This window comes from Saccharopolyspora sp. MMCC62 (assembly GCF_057736575.1).
The window spans coordinates 252,406-268,145 of the sequence record NZ_JBYKCM010000006.1; the positions used below are offsets into that span (position 1 = coordinate 252,406).

Here is a 15,740-nt window from a genome sequence, read left to right on the forward strand (position 1 = left end):
GTGAAGATCGAGAAATGGGTCATCAGCGAGCACGCGGAAGGCGTGCCCGCGGTGGACCGGATGTACGAGAAGGTCGTCGAGGACGTCGACGTCCGGCTCGGCCCCGAGGAGATGCTGCTGCGCGTCCGGTACGTGTCCCTCGACCCCTACCTGCACGGGATCACCTTGAACCTGCCGCTCGGCGAGCCCGCGGGCGGTGACTCGGTGCTGGAAGTGCTGGAGGCCGGGCCGCGCGCCCGGTTCGGGCCGGGCACCCTGGTGCAGGGCTGGGGAGGCTGGCGCAGCCACGTCGTCAGCACCGGTGCGGGCGGCACGCTCTTCCGGAGCCGGTTCCCGCTGGAGGTCCCGCCCTACCGCGAGCTCGACCCGGCGCACCACGACGAGGCGCTGCCGCTGTCCAGCGCGCTGGGCGTGTTCGGCGGGCCCGGCATGGCCGCGTGGGGAACGGTGACGAAGTTCCTCGACGTGCGGCCGGACGACACGGTGCTCGTCAGCGGCGCTTCGGGCGGGGTCGGCTCGCTCGTCGGCCAGCTCGCCAAGCTCGCCGGCGCCCGGGTGGTGGGCACGACCACCTCGCCGGAGAAGGTGCCGTACCTGCGGGGGCTCGGCTTCGACGAGGTGGTCGTCTACCGGCACGGCACCCCTGCCGAGCAGATCCGCACCGAGTTGGCCGCCGCGGCGCCGAACGGCATCGATCGGTACTTCGACAACCTCGGCGGCTCGATCACCGACGCCGCGTTCACCCTGCTCACCGTCGGCAGCCGGGTCGCGATCTGCTGGCAGTGGGCGCACCAGGTCGGCGGCGAGGAGCACGGGCCGCGGCTGCTGCCGCTGGTGATGTACCCGCGCGCCACGATCCGCGGCGTCTACTCGCTGGAGTGGCACACCGAGGAGAACTGGGCCGCGCTGCGGGCCGACCTCGGACCGCTGGTCCGCGCCGGGCGGCTCCGCCACGACCAGACCGTGTACCACGGGATCGACGCGATCCCGGACGCCTACGACAGCCTCTACCGCGGCAGCGCGGCCAATCGGGGAAAGGTGCTGGTGGAACTGTGAGCAGCGTGGAGGACACCCCGCGACCCGGCTCGGCCGAGGCCCCGCGGAGCTACCCGTTCGACCAGCCGGAGCGGCTGGGCGTGCACCCGTCGTACGCGGAGCTGCGGCGCGACGACCCGGTGTCCCGGGTGCAGCTGGCCTACGGCGAACCGGCCTGGCTGGCGACCCGTTACGCGGACGTGAAGTTCGTGCTCGGCGATCCCCGGTTCAGCCGGGCCGAGGCGTTCGACCGGGACGAACCCAGCACCCGTCCGAAGGGCGCGATCGGCCGCCACATCCGCAGCGTGCAGTACCTGGACCCGCCGGAGCACACCCGCATCCGCAAGATCCTCAGCCACGCGTTCACGGTGCGCGCCATCGAGAAGCTGCGCCCGAGCGTGCAGCTCCTCGCCGACGGGCTCGTCGACCGGATGCTGGAGCAGGGTGGCACAGCCGACCTCGCGGAGGACTTCGCGCGCCCGCTGCCCGCGGGCGTGATCTGCGAGCTGCTGGGCGTGCCCTACGCGGACCGGCACGACTTCCAGACCTGGTCGGACGCCTTCATGTCCGTCGGCAGCCTCACCCCGGAGCAGATCCGGACCTATGCGACGCGGCTGCGGGAGTACGTCGCGGAGCTCATCGTGCAGCGGCGTGCGGAGCCGAAGGACGACCTGATGAGCGTCCTCGTCACCGCCCGCGACGTGGACGGGCGGCTCAACGACGACGAGCTGCTGTCGTTGGCGGTGGCGATCCTCGTCGGCGGGCACGAGACGACGGCCTCGCAGATCGCCAGCTTCATGTACGCCCTGCTGACCCGGCCGGAGCTGGTGTCCCGGCTGATCGCCGACCCGGAGCTCGTGGCGCCGACCGTGGAGGAGCTGCTGCGGTACGTCCCGCTGTTCTCGATGGCGGCGTTCCCGCGCTACGCCACCGAGGACGTCGAGGTGGGCGGGGTGCTCGTGCGCGCGGGTGAACCGGTGCTGGTGAGCCTGGTCTCGGCGAACCGGGACGAGTCGGTGTTCCACGACCCCGACGTGCTGGACGTGACGCGGAAGGAGGCGTCGCACCTCGGTTTCGGCCACGGCGCGCACTTCTGCGTCGGATCGCAGCTGGCGAGGCTGGAGCTGCAGATCGCATTGCGCACCCTGCTGCGGCGCCTGCCGGGCTTGCGGTTCGCCACGTCCGAACAGGACGTGGAGTGGAAGCGCGGCCTGTTCACCCGCGGCCCGCTGCGCTTGCCGGTCACCTGGGACGGGGCCTGACCGCCCGCCGGATCAGGGGCGGGCGGCAGGCTCGCCCCTGATCACCAGGTCACCGGCAGGCGGTGCACGCCGTAGTTGACCGAGGCCGCGCGCAGCGGGACTTCGGCGGCGGGCACCGCCAGCCGCAGGCCGGGAAAACGCCGCAGCAGCCCGGAAAAGCCGAGCCGCAGCTCCACCCTGGCCAGTTGCGCGCCCAGGCAGTGGTGGATGCCGTGCCCGAACGCGAGGTGCCCGACCGCGGACCGGCCGAGGTCGAGCCGGTCGGGGTCCGGGAACCGCTCCGGGTCGCGGTTGGCCGCGGACAGCGACACGGTGACCGGTTCGCCCTCCCGGATGGTGTGGCCGCGCAGCTCGACGTCCTGCATCGCGGTGCGGGTGGTGCCGAACTGGTTGATCGTCAGGTACCGCAGCAGTTCCTCCACCGCGGTGTCGATCACCGCCGGGTCCGCGCGCAGCGCCGCGAGCTGGTCGGGGTGGGCGAGCAGGGCGTAGGTGCCGAGGCCGAGCATGTTCGCCGTCGTGTCGTCGCCGCCGGTGATGAGCATCGAGCTCATCGTCGCGATCTCCTCGTCGGACAGCGCTTCGTCGGTGAGCAGCGCGCTCACCAGGTCGTCGCCGGGTGCGGCGCGCTTGGCGCGCACCTGCTCCAGCAGCTCGGTCCACAGCGTGCCCCACGCCCGGCCGGTGCTCTCGGCGTCGTTCTCCAGCGCCAGCATCGCTTCGGTGGCCGCGCGCACCGAGCCGCGGTCGAGCCGTACCCCGAGCAGCGTGCCGATCACCTCGAAGGCGACCGGGCTCGCGAAGACCTCCACCAGGTCGACGGGTCCGCCCGCGCGCTCCAGCGCGTCGAGGCGCCGCTCGACGACGTCCGCGACCAGCGGTTCCAGCCGCAGCACCCGGCGCGGGGCGAACGCGGCCGCCAGTTTGCGCCGGTACCAGGCGTGCTCGTCGGCGGGCAGCACGCTGAACAAGCCGGGCGGCACCTCGTCGAAGGTGTCCTCGGCGTCCGCCGGGCCGCGCATCACGTCGAGGCTGGAGCTGAACCGGTGGTCGACGAGCACCTCGCGGGCGAGGTCGTGACTGGTCACCAGCCAGCCGAGCCTCCCGTCGGAGTGGTGCAACCGGGCCAGCGGCCGCCCGGCGCGCAGCTCTCGCAGCCCGTCGTGCGGGTCGAACGGGTGGCTGCGGGTCGTGGGATGGCGCACCGGCGCGCTCGTCATGGCGGACTCCTCGTCGAGGTCGGGGGAGGGAGACGATGTCCATGCTTCCGGGACACCGGTGCGAAGTCAGGGAACTCCACCCGTCCGTGGAACCGTCGAAACCCTTTCAGCGCAACGATTTACCGGCTGCTCGGGTTTCCGGAACGGGTCCCGGCGGTGATCGCGCTCGGGCAGCGCGGCCGGCTGGTCCGCGAGGTGGTGGCGACCGTCGTGGGCCCGGCCCGGCCCGAGCGGGGACGCCCGCCCGGAGCATGACGTCCGATTCACCCCGCCCCGCCCGGCCTGGTGCGTCGCGGCGGGCCCCTCACCCGCCACCTGGCGGGAGGGCGGGGAAGACCTCGCCCGGCGGGAGATCGGGCGAGCGGGTGCCCGGAGTCGCTGCCGAGTGTGGTGCGCGGACTCGGCAGCGGGACGCGCCTGCTGCCTGCGGTGCCGGTCCGGTGCGGACCACCGGTTCCGGCACCGGATCCCGCCTGCGCCGATCCACCACCCGGTGCGGTGAATCGCGGAGTGCTCATGAGCACCACCGCGGCGCCGGTTCCCGCCTCCGGCTCAGAACTCGAATCCGGCCGGGAACGGGTCGCGCGGGTCGAGGAGGTAGTGGGCGGTGGCGGTCAGCCAGGCGCGTCCGCTGATGGCGGGGATGACGGTGGTGCGGTCGCCCAGGGTCCCTTCGCCGATGAGGCGGCCGGTGAATTCGGTGCCCAGCAAGGATTCGTTGACGAAGTCGGTGTGCGGTGCCAGTTCGCCGCGCGCGTGCAGCACGGCCATCCGCGCGCTGGTGGCGGTGCCGCCGGGGGAGCGGTCGATCATGCCGGGGTGGATCACGAGGGCGTGCCGGGAGCGGACCGCGGTGGAGCCGGGTGCTTGCAGCGAGACGTGGTGGAGTCCGGAGATCTCCGGGTTCTCGGGGTGCGCGGGCGGGTCCTGCTCGTCGATCGAGGCCATGATCGCCGAGCCGGCTTCGACGAACCGGGTCGCGTTCGCGCGGTCGAAGTCGATGCCGAGCGCCGCGGCCTCGACGAAGGCGTAGAAGTTGCCGCCGTAGCCGAGGTCGTAGCGGACCTCGCCGAAGCCGGGGACGGTGATCGAGCGGTCCAGGCCGACGGCGAACGAGGGCACGTTGGTCAGGGTCACGCGCTCGGCGACCCCGTCGACGACGGCCACCTCCGCGACCACGAGGCCCGCGGGGGTGTCCAGGCGGATCGTGGTGATCGGTTCGGTCACCTCGACCATGCCCGTCTCGACGAGGACGGTGGCCACGCCGATCGTGCCCGCACCGCACATCGCCGGATACCCCGAGGTTTCGATGTGCAGCACCCCGTGGTCCGCGTCCGGCCGGGTGGGCGGTTGCAGGATCGCGCCGCTCATGGCGGCGTGCCCGCGGGGTTCGTTCATCAGCAGGCGGCGGACGTGGTCGGAACGTTCGGCGAAGCGGGTGCGGCGTTCCAGCATGGTGGCGCCGGGGATGGTGCCGATGCCGCCGGTGACGACCCGCGCGGGCCATCCTTCGGCGTGGGCTTCGACGGTCTGGATGGTCCGGTTGCTGCGCATCCTGCAGAGCACCTTCCTCGTGGTTCCGATCGGTTCCCGCTACCGCTCCGGCGCGAGCAGCGACTCGGGGTCCCGAGACCAGGTCGCCGGCCGCGAGGTTCTCCGCCAGGTGGGCGAGGTCGCGGGTACCGGGGATGAGCATCGCGCGCAGGCTGCGGGTGAGCACCCACGCCGGCCCGACCTGCGCGGGAGTCGCGCCCAGCCGGGCCGCGACCTCGCGGACCGCGGGCCGGTCGGCGACCGCGGGCCGGTCGGCGACCTCGGGGAGGCCGGCGAACCCCGAGCCGAGCGGGAAGCACGGCACCCGCGCGACGTCGTGCTCGTGGCAGAGCCGCAGGACCGGTTCCGCGGCGCGGTCGACGGGGCTGTAGCCGTTCTGCACGCACGCCACGCCCGCGGGCAGCGCCTGGCGCAGGTCGTCGGCGTCGACGTGGCCGAGCCCGACACCGCCGATCTTCCCGCCGTCGCGCAGGGCCATCAGCTCGGCCGGCTGATCGTCGAAGCCGACCACCTGTTCCGATGGGATCCCCGGCGCGCGGCCCATCGGGGAGGAGTTGACGACCTCCAGGCGGTCGAGGCGCAGCGACCGCGGGTCGGCCGCCACTTCGGCGCGCAGTACCGCCGGGTGCTGCGCGGGGCCCGTACCGCCCGGCCGGGTCGCTGGTGGCGCCGATCTTGCTGACCAGCACCAGGTGCTCGGGGTAGGGGTGCAGCGCGGTGCGGATGCGCTCGTTCACCAGGCCAGCGGCGTGGAACTCGGCGGTGTCGACGTGGTCGACCCCGAGTGCCACCGCCCGGCGCAGCACGGCGCGGGCCGCCTCGTCGGCACCGTGCTCGAGCCGCATCGCGCCGTACCCGATGCGGGCGACGGGCCGCCCGTTGAGCTCGGCGAGCCCGCCGGGGTGCGGGCGGGGCGTGGCGGGCATCGGCGATCTCCTCGGGTGCGGGTAGCTTCCCCCTGAGCGGAAGGCCTTCCGCAACGTAAACCGACCGGAAGGGGTTCCGCTAGTGGCGAGAGGAGAGCGATCACCGGCCCGGGCCGACGCGCGGCGCAACCGGGACCGGCTGCTCGACGCGGCACGGGCCGCGTTCGACGACGGCAGGCTGCCCTCCATCGAGGCGCTCGCCCGCGAAGCCGGACTGGGCGTGGGCACGGTCTACCGGAACTTCCCGACCCGCGAAGCGCTGGTCGAAGCCGTGTACGCCGACCAGCGCGCGCGGCTGTGCGCCCGCGCCGACGAACTGGCGGCCTCCCGGGACCCGGTCGTCGCGCTGCGGTCCTGGATGGACCACTACGCCGAGTTCGTCGCCGCCAAGCGGGGCATCGCCGCGGCCCGGGCCCCGGCGGTCTCGACCGGCGCCGTCCCGTCCGGTGCGGCGAAGGACGCGCTCGTCGCCGCCGTGGCCACCCTGCTCACCGCGGGCACGCGGACGGGCGCGCTGCGCGACGACGTGCCCGCCGCGGACGTCGTCGCCACCCTGGTCGGCATCTTCCTCGCCGCCGACGACCGGGCCCAGGCCGGCCGCCAGCTGGACCTGCTCCTCGACGGCCTCCGCACGGGCCCACCCGGCACCCGGTCGGAGTGATCGGCCGCCGCCGGGGAATCGAGGCGCGCGCAGCGGATTCAGGCGCGCGGGCGGTCGTCGTCCGGTCGGGGAACGAGCGATCCCGCACGAAGTTGTCGATCTTGTGGTGGGATCCGGCGCGGACGCGGCGCGCCGTCCGGGCCGACCGGTCTGCGGGTTTCCGCTGGATCGGCCGCGGATATCGGGAGCATGGTCCGCCGCCATCGATGTCGGTGCAGGATTCCCGCGTTGACCGGGTGCGGCTCGCTGTCTAGCGTTCCGCCGCATGAATCCCGGGCAGCACGTCGAACCGGTCGACGAGGTGGATCGCCGCATCATCGCGGCGCTCCAGCTCAGCGGCCGCGCATCGTGGAGCGCCATCGCGCGCTGGGCCGGGGCGAGCGAGACCACCGTGCAGCGCCGGTTCGCCGCGCTGCACGAACGCGGGCTGGTGCGGGTCGTCGGCGTCGTCGACCTGGACCGCACCGCGGCGGGTTCCTCCATGCTGGTGCGGATCCAGGCGAAACCGGGCAAGGGGTGGGAACTGGCGGAACAGCTGGCCACCCACCCGGACGCCCGGTTCCTGGCGGTGGTCACCGGCACCGCCGACCTGATCGTCGACTTTGTCGCCCACGACAACGACGAACTGCTCCGGTTGCTGTTCACCGACCTGCCCGGGGCCGGGCTCATCGCGGGCACCGAGAGCGTCGCGGTGATCCGCACGTTCACCACCGCGCCCGCCTGGGACACCGGCCTGCTGCCGGACGAGGCGGTCGACGACCTCCGGCGGTCGCGGGTCCCGGCCTACGAGCGGGCGGAGTGGGGGAAACCGGCACGGGAGCTGAGCGAGCTGGAACGCGCGGTCGCCGAGCAGCTGGCCGCCGACGGGCGGCTGCCGGTGAGCGTGATCGCGCGGCGCCTCGGCTGCAGCGAGTCCAGCGCGTCCCGGGCCCTCGACCGGTTGCTGAGCTCGTACAGCGTCCAGTTCCGCACGCTGGTCGAACCCGAAGTCCTCGGCTACGGCGTGGAGTTCATGCTGTGGCTCTCGATCCACCCCGGGCGGCTCGACGAGGCCGGGCGGCGGCTCGCCGAGCATCCGGGGACGAAGTTCCTCGCCGCGGCGACCGGCCGGTTCAACCTGGTGGGGCAGATGGTGCTGCCCGCCAAGGCGGACCTGTTCGGCTACACCACCGAGGTCATCGGCACCCTGCCCGGCCTGCACGCCTCGGACATCACGCTGCACCTGGCCACGCTCAAACGCGCCTGGACCCCGGTGGGCGGCTTCGAACCAGACCGAACGTGAGGGAGGAACCGTGTCCTCGACCGAACCTGCCGCAGCCTGGCAGTGGCCGGAGCAGACGTGGCGCGGCCACGTCGAGGCGGTGCGCGCCGGACGGCGCCTCGTCCCGCCGGAGTGGCCCGGCGGTGCGCGCGCCGCGGTGGCGCTGTCCTTCGACTCGGACCACGAGACGATTCCGCTGCGCGACGCGGAGACCAGCCCCGGCCGGCTCGCCCAGGGCGAGTACGGGTCGCGGGTCGGCGCCGGCCGCGTCCTGGAACTGCTGGCCGACTTCGGCGCCCCGGCGACGTTCTTCATGCCCGGCGTGTCCGCGCTGCTGCACCCCGGCGAAGCGAAGGACTACGTGGCGGGCGGGCACGAGATCGGGGTGCACGGCTGGATCCACGAGCGGAACACCTTGCTGGGCAAGGAGGACGAGAAGGCGCTGAACGTCCGGGCGCTCGACGCCCTCGCCGAGCTCACCGGCGTCCGGCCCGTCGGAGTCCGCACCCCGTCCTGGGACTTCAGCGAGTCCACGTTGGACGTCATCCGCGAGCTCGGGTTCGAGTACGACTCGTCGCTGATGGCCGACGACGAGCCCTACGAGATCGTGGCGAACGGCGAGCCCACCGGGCTCGTGGAGATCCCGGTCGACTGGATCCGGGACGACGCCCCGTACTTCACCATGGACCGCTACGGATCGGTGCGCCCGCACACGCGCCCGCGCGACGTCCTGGAGATCTGGATCGACGAGTTCGACGCGGCCTACCGCAGCGGCGGCGTCTTCCAGCTCACCATGCACCCGCACGTCATCGGCCACCGCTCGCGGATGGTCGTGCTGCGGGAACTGCTCGACCACGTCAAGGCGCACCGCGACGTCTGGTTCGCCACCCACGCCGAACTCGCGGCCACCGCCCGCGCCGAAGCCCGGCGGCTCGATTCCACCGGAGTGACACCATGATCGGTTCCACAGCGGTCACCACCTCGAAGACCCCCACGGCCCGGCGCAAGGCGATCGTCGCGGGCACCATCGGCAACACCGTCGAATGGGTCGACTGGGCGCTGTACTCGGTCTTCGCGAAGATCATCGCGGTGGAGTTCTTCCCCGCGGGCGACGAGACCGTGGCCCTGCTGTCCACGCTCGCGGTGTTCGCGATCGGCTTCGTGATGCGGCCCGTCGGCGCCGCCGTGCTCGGCGCCTACGCCGACCGGCAGGGCCGGAAGAAGGGCTTGGCGCTCACCATCGGGCTGATGGCGGGGGCGTCGTTCCTCATCGCGCTCACCCCGACGTACGCGACCGTCGGCCTGCTGGCACCGGTGGTGCTGCTGCTCGCCCGGCTGCTGCAGGGCTTCGCGGCGGGCGGCGAGTTCGGTTCCTCCGCGGCGTTCCTGGTGGAATCCGCGGGCACCGGGCGGCGCGCGTTCGCCGGGTCCTGGCAGCAGGTTTCGGTCGCCGGAGGTGTGCTGATCGCCTCCCTGATCGGCACCGTCGCCACCTCGGCGCTCAGCGACGAGGCGCTGCACGGCTGGGGCTGGCGCGTCGCGTTCGTCCTCGGCGGGCTGCTCGGCCTGGTGGGGCTGTGGCTGCGGACCTCGGTGGAGGACACCGATTCGTTCACCACGGCCGCCTCCAGCGGGCGGACGAAGACGAACCCGCTGCGCACCATGTTCGTCGACCACCCGGTCGCCGCGCTGCGCGTCGCGGGCATCACCATCGCCGGGACGCTGACCTACTACATCTGGGTCAACTACCTGCCGACCTACGCGAACCTGGTCACCGGGATCCCGCTCTCGCAGGCGCTGCTGTCGCAGACGTTGAGCCTGGTCGTGTTCGTGGTGCTGCTGCCGTTCGTCGGCCTGCTCTCCGACAAGGTCGGGCGCAAGCCCACGCTGGCCGCGTTCGCCGGCGGGTTCGTGGTGCTGTCGTGGCCGCTGCTGCAGCTGCTGCAGAACAACTTCTGGAGTGTGTTCGCCGTGCAGCTCACCGGGATGCTGCTGGTGCTGGGCTATTCGGCGAACTGCGCGGTGATCATGGCCGAGCAGTTCCCGCCGGAGGTCCGGGCGACCGGGATCGCGCTGCCGTACGCGCTGTCGGTGGCCCTGTTCGGCGGCACCGCGCCGTACATCACGACCTGGCTCGACGACATCGGCCACTCCGACCTGCTGTGGCTGTACGTGTCCGGGGCGGCGCTGATCTCGCTCGTCATCTACCTGACCATGCCGGAGACCAAGGACCAGGAGTTCGCCTGATGACCCACGTGCTCGTGACGGGTGCCGCCAGCGGCATCGGGCGCGCGATCGCGGCCGACTTCGCCGCCCGCGCGGACTGCGCGGTCACCGCCGTCGACATCGACCGGGATCGGCTGGCCACCGCGCCGGGCTCCCCGGTGACCGCCGACCTCGCCGAACCCGGGGCGCCGCAGCAGGTCCTGGAGCACGCGTGGCGCCGGGCGCCGGTGGACGTGCTGGTCAACGCGGCCGGGATCTACCCCTCGCTGGACATGCTCGACGTGGATGCCGAGCGGTGGGACCGGGTGTTCGCGCTGAACGTGCGCGCCCCGGTGCTGGCCACCACGGCGTTCGCGAACCTGGCGATCACGGCGGGACGCGGCGGGGCGGTCGTGAACATCTCCTCCGGCGCGGCCCTGCGGTCCCGGCCGGGCGGCGGCGCCTACGCCAGCTCGAAGGCGGCGCTGGAGATGGCGACCCGCGCCGCGGCGCTCGAACTCGGCCCGCACGGCATCCGGGTCAACGCCGTCAGCCCCGGTTTCGTCGCGGTCGGCAGCGAGTGCAATCCGGTCGCCGAGGACTACGCGGCGGCCGTGTCGGTGAACCCGCTCGGACGGCCCGGCGAGCCCGCGGACGTCGCGCGCGCGGTGCGCTGGCTGGCCGGCCCCGAATCCTCGTGGATCACCGGCGAGATCGTGCGCGTCGACGGCGGCTCCAACGCCGGCGCGGCGCACCTCCCGCGGCTGTGGTCGCCGCGGGACCTCGAACAGGAAGGACGCGGGCGATGACCCACACCGCCTACGCGGTGCTCGGCGGCGGTGCGATCGGCGGAACTCTCGCCTACCACCTGGTGCGCGCCGGACACCCGGTGACCGTGATCGACGCCGATGCCGAGCACGTGGCCGCCATCCAGGACCACGGGCTCCGGCTCGACCGCCCCGGCGGCGGCGACGCGGTCCCCGTGCGCGCCACCACCCCCGAGGAGTTCACCGGCCCCCTCGACCGCGTCCTGCTGGCCGTCAAGGCCCAGGCCACCGCGGCGGCGGCCGACTGGATCGCCCCGCGGCTCGCCGCCGACGGGTACGTGGTCTCGGTGCAGAACGGGTTCAACGAACCGGTGCTCGCCGAGCGGATCGGCTGGCCGCGCACCATCGCCGCGTTCGTCAACATCTTCGCCGACAGCACTGCGCCCGGCGTGATCGCGGACGGCGGGGCGGGCGCGCTCGTGCTGGGCGAGCCAGGCGGGCTGCCGGTGTCCGAACGGGTGCGGGAGCTCGCCCGCGACCTGAGCGCCTGGGGCCCCGCGCAGGTCAGCGACAACGTCGAAGGTTTCCTGTGGGCCAAGGCCGGTTTCGGCGCGATGCTCGCCGCGACCGCGCTCGCCGACGATGCGATGGCCGACCTGATCGACCGGCACCCGGCGACGATGGGCGCGCTGACCGAGGAGGTGTTCGACGTGGCGGAAGCCCTCGACGTGCGGCTCGAACCGTTCGACGCGTTCGAACCGGACGCGTTCGCCCGCGGCGCCGATCCGGCGGAACGGGCCGCCGCGGTCGAACGGCTCACCGCGTGGCTGCGCACCCAGTCGAAGAACCGCAGCGGCATCTGGCGCGACCTCGCGGTGCGGCACCGCGCCGTCGAGGTCACCACGCACTACGCCACCGTGCTGGCGGAGGCCGAGCGCGCCGGCGTGGGAGCGCCGTTGCTGCGGGCGCTGCTGGGGATGCTCCGCGAGCTCGAAGCGGACCCGGATTCCATGTCCGAGCACCGGATCGCCGAACTCGGCGGCCTCGTGCGGAGCCGGGCGTGACCGCGGTGGCGGCCTGGCTGGCCGCGCACCGCGACGAGATGGTCGCCGACCTCGCCGAGTACGTCGGGCACGAGAGCTCCAGCGACGACCTGGCCGCGCTGGACACCTGCCTGCACTGGGTGCGCGACTGGCTCGACCGCAGGCTGGGTCCGTCCACTTCGGACGAATGGCTGCCGAGGGAGACCACCGGCGACGTCCTGGTCCGGCACTACGCGGGCACCGGCGCACCGGTGCTGCTGCTCGCGCACTACGACACGGTGTGGCCCACCGGCACCCTCGCCGACTGGCCGTTCCAGGTCGACGGCGATCGGATGACCGGGCCCGGCGTGTTCGACATGAAGGCGGGGCTGGTGCAGGCCGTGTGGGCGGTGCGGGCCCTCGACGAGCTCGGGCTGCCGCGGCCCGCGTTCACGCTGGTGCTCAACGGCGACGAGGAGACCGGCAGCCTCGCGTCCTCCGAGGTCATCGTCGCCGAAGCCGAGCGGGCCCGGCCCGCTCTGGTCTTCGAGGCCAGCGCGGACGGCGCGCTCAAGACCGCGCGCAAGGGCGTCGGCCTGTTCACCGTCACCGCCACCGGCGAGGAGGCGCACGCCGGGCTCGACCCGACCGCGGGCGCCAGCGCGATCCAGGAACTGGCCCACCAGGTGCTGCTCCTGCACGGCTGGACCGACCTCGACGTCGGCACCTCGGTGAACGTCGGCCTGATCGACGGCGGCACCGGCGCCAACGTGACCGCGGGCCGCGCCACCGCCCGGATCGACGTGCGGGTGAGCAGCGAAGCGGAACGCCGCCGCATCGGCGCGCTGCTCGCGGACCTCCGGCCGGTGAACCCGAAGGTGCGGCTGGCGGTGACCGGCGATTGGAACCGCCCCGTGTTCACCCGCACCGCCGAAGTCGGCGAGCTCTTCGCGCTGGCCCGCGCCTGCGCGGAACCGCTGGGCGTGGACCTGCGGGAGGTCTCGGTCGGCGGCGCCAGCGACGGGAACTTCGTGCTGGCCGCCGGAATCCCGGTCCTCGACGGCCTCGGCGCCATCGGCGGCGGCGCGCACGCCCGCACCGAGCACGCCACGATCAGCGGCCTGCTCGAACGCTCCGCCCTCGCCGCCGCGCTGCTCTCGGAGCTCGCCGGACGCTGATCCGGCCTCGCGAACGTCCACCCGGGCCGGAGCCCGTCGGGTGGACGTTCGCGGGTGGTCGGGGCGCCCGCTCAGCCCGCGTCGGACCGCGCGAGCGCTTGCGCGACGGTGGGGTAGCACCGCATCGCGGTGTCGAGCCCGGCCACCTCCAGCGCGTGCGTCACCTCGCGCCGGGTGCTCACCAGGCGGAGTTCGACGCCGCGGGTCCGCGCGTGCAGGTGGGCCCGCCGCAGCAGGTCGAGCCCCGCCACGCTCAGGAAGCCGACGTCGCCGAGGTTCGCGACGATGATCCGGACCTGGGCCGACAGGCGCGGCCACAGGACCTCTCCGAGGTGTTCGACGGTCTCGTCGTCGATCTCCCCCGCGGGTTCGACCACGATCGACTCGTCGTCGGGGTGCGAGACCCGCACGCGGAACCGCGGCGACACCGGTTCCGGTCGCCGGTCGGCCTCGGTCGCGTTCTCGGTGGGGTCCGGGGTGCTCATGCTGCGCGCTCCACTGTGGTCTCGCCCCGGTCAGCGCGCAGCCTCCGCCCCGCGATGCGGATCCCTCGGCGGAGTTCTGCATCGCAAACGGATCAGCGACGCCGAACCGGCACCGTTCCTGATCCTGGGTGGCTGACTGCTCAACCAACGGCATCCTAACCACCGCGCCGATCCACCCCGCGGCGTACCCGCGCGATCGGTCAGGTCGGGAGGACCTTGCGGAGCCGGAGCTCGAGGTGGATTTCCAGCGTCCGCTCGGGTTTCCGCCAGGAATCGCCGAGCAGCCCGGTGATCCGGTCCAGTCGCTGCTCGACGGTGTCGACGTGCAGGTGCAGCGATGTCGCCGCCGCGGACGCACGGGACGAACCCCCCGCAGCACTTGGCGGACACCGCCTACGCCGCGTGGGTCGCGTTCGTCCGGGACGGCGGTCCGGGCTGGCGGCCCACGGCACCGGGATGGTCTTCGACGAGGAGTGCCGGGAGACCGAGCTCCTCACGATCCAGCGGCGGATCGCCGCGGCCGTTCCCGCGGTGCACGGCTGATCCGCGCGGCTGGGCGGGGAGTCCGCGTCACGCCGAGCCTGCGGGGGCCGCCGCGGACTGCGCCCAGCGGACCTCGCGGCGCAGCAGCTTGCCGGTCGGACCCTTCGGCAGCTCCGCGGTGACCCAGACCTGGCGCGGGTACTTGTACGCGGCGACGCGGGCCTTCACGAACTCGCGGATCTCGTCCGCGGTGGCCATCGCGCCCGGCCGGAGCGCGATCGCGGCGACCACCTCTTCGCCGAGCTCCGGGTGCGGCACCCCGACGACCGCGGCCTCGGCCACGGCCGGGTGCTCGTAGATGACCTCCTCGATCTCCCGCGGGTACACGTTGTAACCACCGCGGATGATCATGTCCTTCTTGCGGTCGACGATGGTGAAGTAGCCGTCCTCGTCGCGGACCGCGAGGTCCCCGGTGCGCAGCCAGCCGCCGATGATCGTCTCCGCGGTGGCCTCCGGGCGGCCCCAGTAGCCCTTCATCACGTTCGGGCCCTTGATCACGATCTCGCCGACCTCGCCGTCCGGGACGCCGCGCCCGCCGTCGTCGATGACGCGCAGCTCCACGTCCCGCACCGGCACACCGATCGAACCGGGCTTGCGCTCGAGGTGCGGGTGGTTGAAGCACGCCACCGGGGAGCTCTCGGACAGGCCGTAGCCCTCCAGGATGACGCAGCCGAAGGTCTCCTCGAAGGCGCGCAGCACCTCGACGGGCAGCGGTGCCCCGCCGCAGATGCAGGCGCGGACGGTGGTGAGGTCGGCGCCGCCCGCGGCGTGCAGCATCGCCGAGTACATCGTGGGCACCCCCTCGAAGACGGTGACCCGGTCCCGCTCGATCACCTGGAGCGCCTTGGCGCCGTCGAAGCGCGGGATCAGCGTCAGGCACGCACCGGCCTGCACCGCCGCGACGAGACCGCAGGTGAGCCCGAAGACGTGGAACAGCGGCAGGCAGCCCATCACTACGTCGTCCGGCCCGATCTCGATGAGCGTCTCGCGGGTCACCGCGGCGTTGCCGTCGATGTTCGCGTGGGTCAGTTCGGCGCCCTTCGGCTTGCCGGTGGTGCCGGAGGTGTAGAGCAGGACCGCGGTGTCGTCGGCGGCCCGCTCGACGATCTCCGGCACGCCTTCGAGGTCGGTCCCGCGCAGGTCGACGACGAACACCTCGGCGCCGGTCCCGGCGGCCCCGGCTCGCGCCTCGTCGGCGGCGTCCGGCGCGGCGAACAGGAACCGGGCGCCCGAGTCCGCCAGGTAGTACTCGATCTCCCCGGACTTGAGCAGCGGGTTCATCGGCACGACGACGCCGCCGGCGAGCAGGGTGCCGAACAGGTGCACCGGGTAGGAGGGCACGTTCGGCAGGATCAGGCCCACCCGGTCGCCGGGCCGGAGCCCGTTCTCGGTCAACCAGCGCGCCACCCCGGCGGCCTCGGCCAGGAGCCGCTCGTAGGTCAGCACGGTGCCGTCGAGGCGCACCGCGTCGCGGTCTCCGTGCGCGCGCGCCGTGTCGAGCAGGCGTTGGGCGAGGTTCATGGTGGCCTGCCTCCTGTGGTGGGGTCCGAGGTAGGCATCACTATCTCGCCGCCGACCTGCCGAATCACCGGGACGGCGTCCAGTCGCGGCCGGACGTGTT

15 protein-coding genes and 2 pseudogenes are annotated in these 15,740 nt (G+C 73.2%); 10 read left to right on the plus strand and 7 right to left on the minus strand.

Features of this window, described 5'->3' with window-relative positions; genetic code table 11:
* Positions 1-1,056 carry a zinc-binding dehydrogenase gene (locus tag AC29IT_RS16620; protein WP_488219310.1) on the plus strand — a complete coding sequence of 352 codons (1,056 nt, stop codon included), beginning with the start codon at positions 1-3 and terminating at the stop codon, positions 1,054-1,056.
* Positions 1,053-2,297, plus strand: a complete 1,245-nt coding sequence (locus AC29IT_RS16625; RefSeq protein ID WP_358441732.1) for a cytochrome P450 — start codon at positions 1,053-1,055, stop codon at positions 2,295-2,297. Before AC29IT_RS16620 ends, AC29IT_RS16625 begins: the two co-directional genes overlap by 4 nt.
* A gap of 41 nt (positions 2,298-2,338) precedes the next feature.
* On the opposite strand, the gene AC29IT_RS16630 is transcribed toward AC29IT_RS16625, so the two are convergent.
* From AC29IT_RS16630 to AC29IT_RS16645, 4 genes and pseudogenes are all read right to left on the minus strand, one after another.
* Positions 2,339-3,517, minus strand: coding sequence for a cytochrome P450 (locus AC29IT_RS16630; RefSeq protein WP_488219311.1), 1,179 nt, complete (start codon positions 3,515-3,517; stop codon positions 2,339-2,341).
* Between the two features lie 552 nt (positions 3,518-4,069).
* A complete protein-coding gene (locus AC29IT_RS16635; RefSeq protein ID WP_488219312.1) occupies positions 4,070-5,071 on the minus strand; it encodes a proline racemase family protein in 1,002 nt (333 codons plus the stop codon).
* Positions 5,072-5,210: 139 nt separating this feature from the next.
* A pseudogene (locus AC29IT_RS16640) lies at positions 5,211-5,615 on the minus strand (aldo/keto reductase); the annotation flags it as partial.
* Between the two features lie 181 nt (positions 5,616-5,796).
* Positions 5,797-6,186 (minus strand): annotated as a pseudogene (locus AC29IT_RS16645) (hypothetical protein); the annotation flags it as partial.
* On the opposite strand from AC29IT_RS16645, the gene AC29IT_RS16650 reads away from it, so the two are divergent.
* The 7 genes from AC29IT_RS16650 (at position 6,080) to AC29IT_RS16680 (ending at position 13,091) form a co-directional block, all read left to right on the plus strand.
* Positions 6,080-6,658 carry a TetR/AcrR family transcriptional regulator gene (locus tag AC29IT_RS16650; RefSeq protein ID WP_488219313.1) on the plus strand — a complete coding sequence of 193 codons (579 nt, stop codon included), beginning with the start codon at positions 6,080-6,082 and terminating at the stop codon, positions 6,656-6,658. The pseudogene AC29IT_RS16645 and the gene AC29IT_RS16650 overlap by 107 nt on opposite strands.
* 265 nt (positions 6,659-6,923) lie before the next feature.
* Complete coding sequence (locus tag AC29IT_RS16655) at positions 6,924-7,940, plus strand: Lrp/AsnC family transcriptional regulator (protein WP_488219314.1); 1,017 nt, start codon at positions 6,924-6,926, stop codon at positions 7,938-7,940.
* A gap of 10 nt (positions 7,941-7,950) precedes the next feature.
* Positions 7,951-8,877, plus strand: a complete 927-nt coding sequence (locus AC29IT_RS16660) for a polysaccharide deacetylase family protein (protein WP_488219315.1) — start codon at positions 7,951-7,953, stop codon at positions 8,875-8,877.
* On the plus strand, positions 8,874-10,166 hold the full coding sequence (locus tag AC29IT_RS16665) for an MFS transporter (RefSeq protein ID WP_488219316.1): 1,293 nt from the start codon (positions 8,874-8,876) through the stop codon (positions 10,164-10,166). Before AC29IT_RS16660 ends, AC29IT_RS16665 begins: the two co-directional genes overlap by 4 nt.
* Complete coding sequence (locus AC29IT_RS16670) at positions 10,166-10,933, plus strand: SDR family NAD(P)-dependent oxidoreductase (RefSeq protein ID WP_488219317.1); 768 nt, start codon at positions 10,166-10,168, stop codon at positions 10,931-10,933. Before AC29IT_RS16665 ends, AC29IT_RS16670 begins: the two co-directional genes overlap by 1 nt.
* Entirely contained in the window at positions 10,930-11,955 is a 1,026-nt protein-coding gene (locus AC29IT_RS16675) for a ketopantoate reductase family protein (protein WP_488219318.1), read from the plus strand. The genes AC29IT_RS16670 and AC29IT_RS16675 overlap by 4 nt, the downstream gene beginning before the upstream one ends.
* Positions 11,952-13,091, plus strand: a complete 1,140-nt coding sequence (locus AC29IT_RS16680) for a M20 family metallopeptidase (RefSeq protein ID WP_488219319.1) — start codon at positions 11,952-11,954, stop codon at positions 13,089-13,091. The genes AC29IT_RS16675 and AC29IT_RS16680 overlap by 4 nt, the downstream gene beginning before the upstream one ends.
* 71 nt (positions 13,092-13,162) lie before the next feature.
* On the opposite strand, the gene AC29IT_RS16685 is transcribed toward AC29IT_RS16680, so the two are convergent.
* Both AC29IT_RS16685 and AC29IT_RS16690 read right to left on the minus strand, forming a co-directional pair.
* Entirely contained in the window at positions 13,163-13,576 is a 414-nt protein-coding gene (locus AC29IT_RS16685) for an STAS domain-containing protein (protein ID WP_488219320.1), read from the minus strand.
* Positions 13,577-13,776: 200 nt separating this feature from the next.
* Positions 13,777-14,028, minus strand: a complete 252-nt coding sequence (locus tag AC29IT_RS16690; protein ID WP_488219321.1) for a helix-turn-helix domain-containing protein — start codon at positions 14,026-14,028, stop codon at positions 13,777-13,779.
* Between AC29IT_RS16690 and AC29IT_RS16695 the strand changes: the two genes are divergently transcribed.
* Positions 13,979-14,119, plus strand: a complete 141-nt coding sequence (locus tag AC29IT_RS16695; protein ID WP_488219426.1) for a hypothetical protein — start codon at positions 13,979-13,981, stop codon at positions 14,117-14,119. The two genes, AC29IT_RS16690 and AC29IT_RS16695, sit on opposite strands and share 50 nt — an antisense overlap.
* A gap of 27 nt (positions 14,120-14,146) precedes the next feature.
* On the opposite strand, the gene AC29IT_RS16700 is transcribed toward AC29IT_RS16695, so the two are convergent.
* Positions 14,147-15,640 (minus strand): long-chain-fatty-acid--CoA ligase, encoded by a 1,494-nt coding sequence (locus AC29IT_RS16700; RefSeq protein ID WP_488219322.1) that lies wholly within the window; start codon positions 15,638-15,640, stop codon positions 14,147-14,149.
* Between the last annotated feature and the right edge of the window lie 100 nt (positions 15,641-15,740).

Coding starts and splice junctions, on each gene's coding strand:
- AC29IT_RS16630 (WP_488219311.1), bottom strand. CDS start 3,517: ATGACGAGCGCGCCGGTGCGCCATCCCACGACCCGCAGCCACCCGTTC.
- AC29IT_RS16635 (WP_488219312.1), bottom strand. CDS start 5,071: ATGCGCAGCAACCGGACCATCCAGACCGTCGAAGCCCACGCCGAAGGA.
- AC29IT_RS16655 (WP_488219314.1), top strand. CDS start 6,924: ATGAATCCCGGGCAGCACGTCGAACCGGTCGACGAGGTGGATCGCCGC.
- AC29IT_RS16665 (WP_488219316.1), top strand. CDS start 8,874: ATGATCGGTTCCACAGCGGTCACCACCTCGAAGACCCCCACGGCCCGG.
- AC29IT_RS16670 (WP_488219317.1), top strand. CDS start 10,166: ATGACCCACGTGCTCGTGACGGGTGCCGCCAGCGGCATCGGGCGCGCG.
- AC29IT_RS16675 (WP_488219318.1), top strand. CDS start 10,930: ATGACCCACACCGCCTACGCGGTGCTCGGCGGCGGTGCGATCGGCGGA.
- AC29IT_RS16685 (WP_488219320.1), bottom strand. CDS start 13,576: ATGAGCACCCCGGACCCCACCGAGAACGCGACCGAGGCCGACCGGCGA.
- AC29IT_RS16700 (WP_488219322.1), bottom strand. CDS start 15,640: ATGAACCTCGCCCAACGCCTGCTCGACACGGCGCGCGCGCACGGAGAC.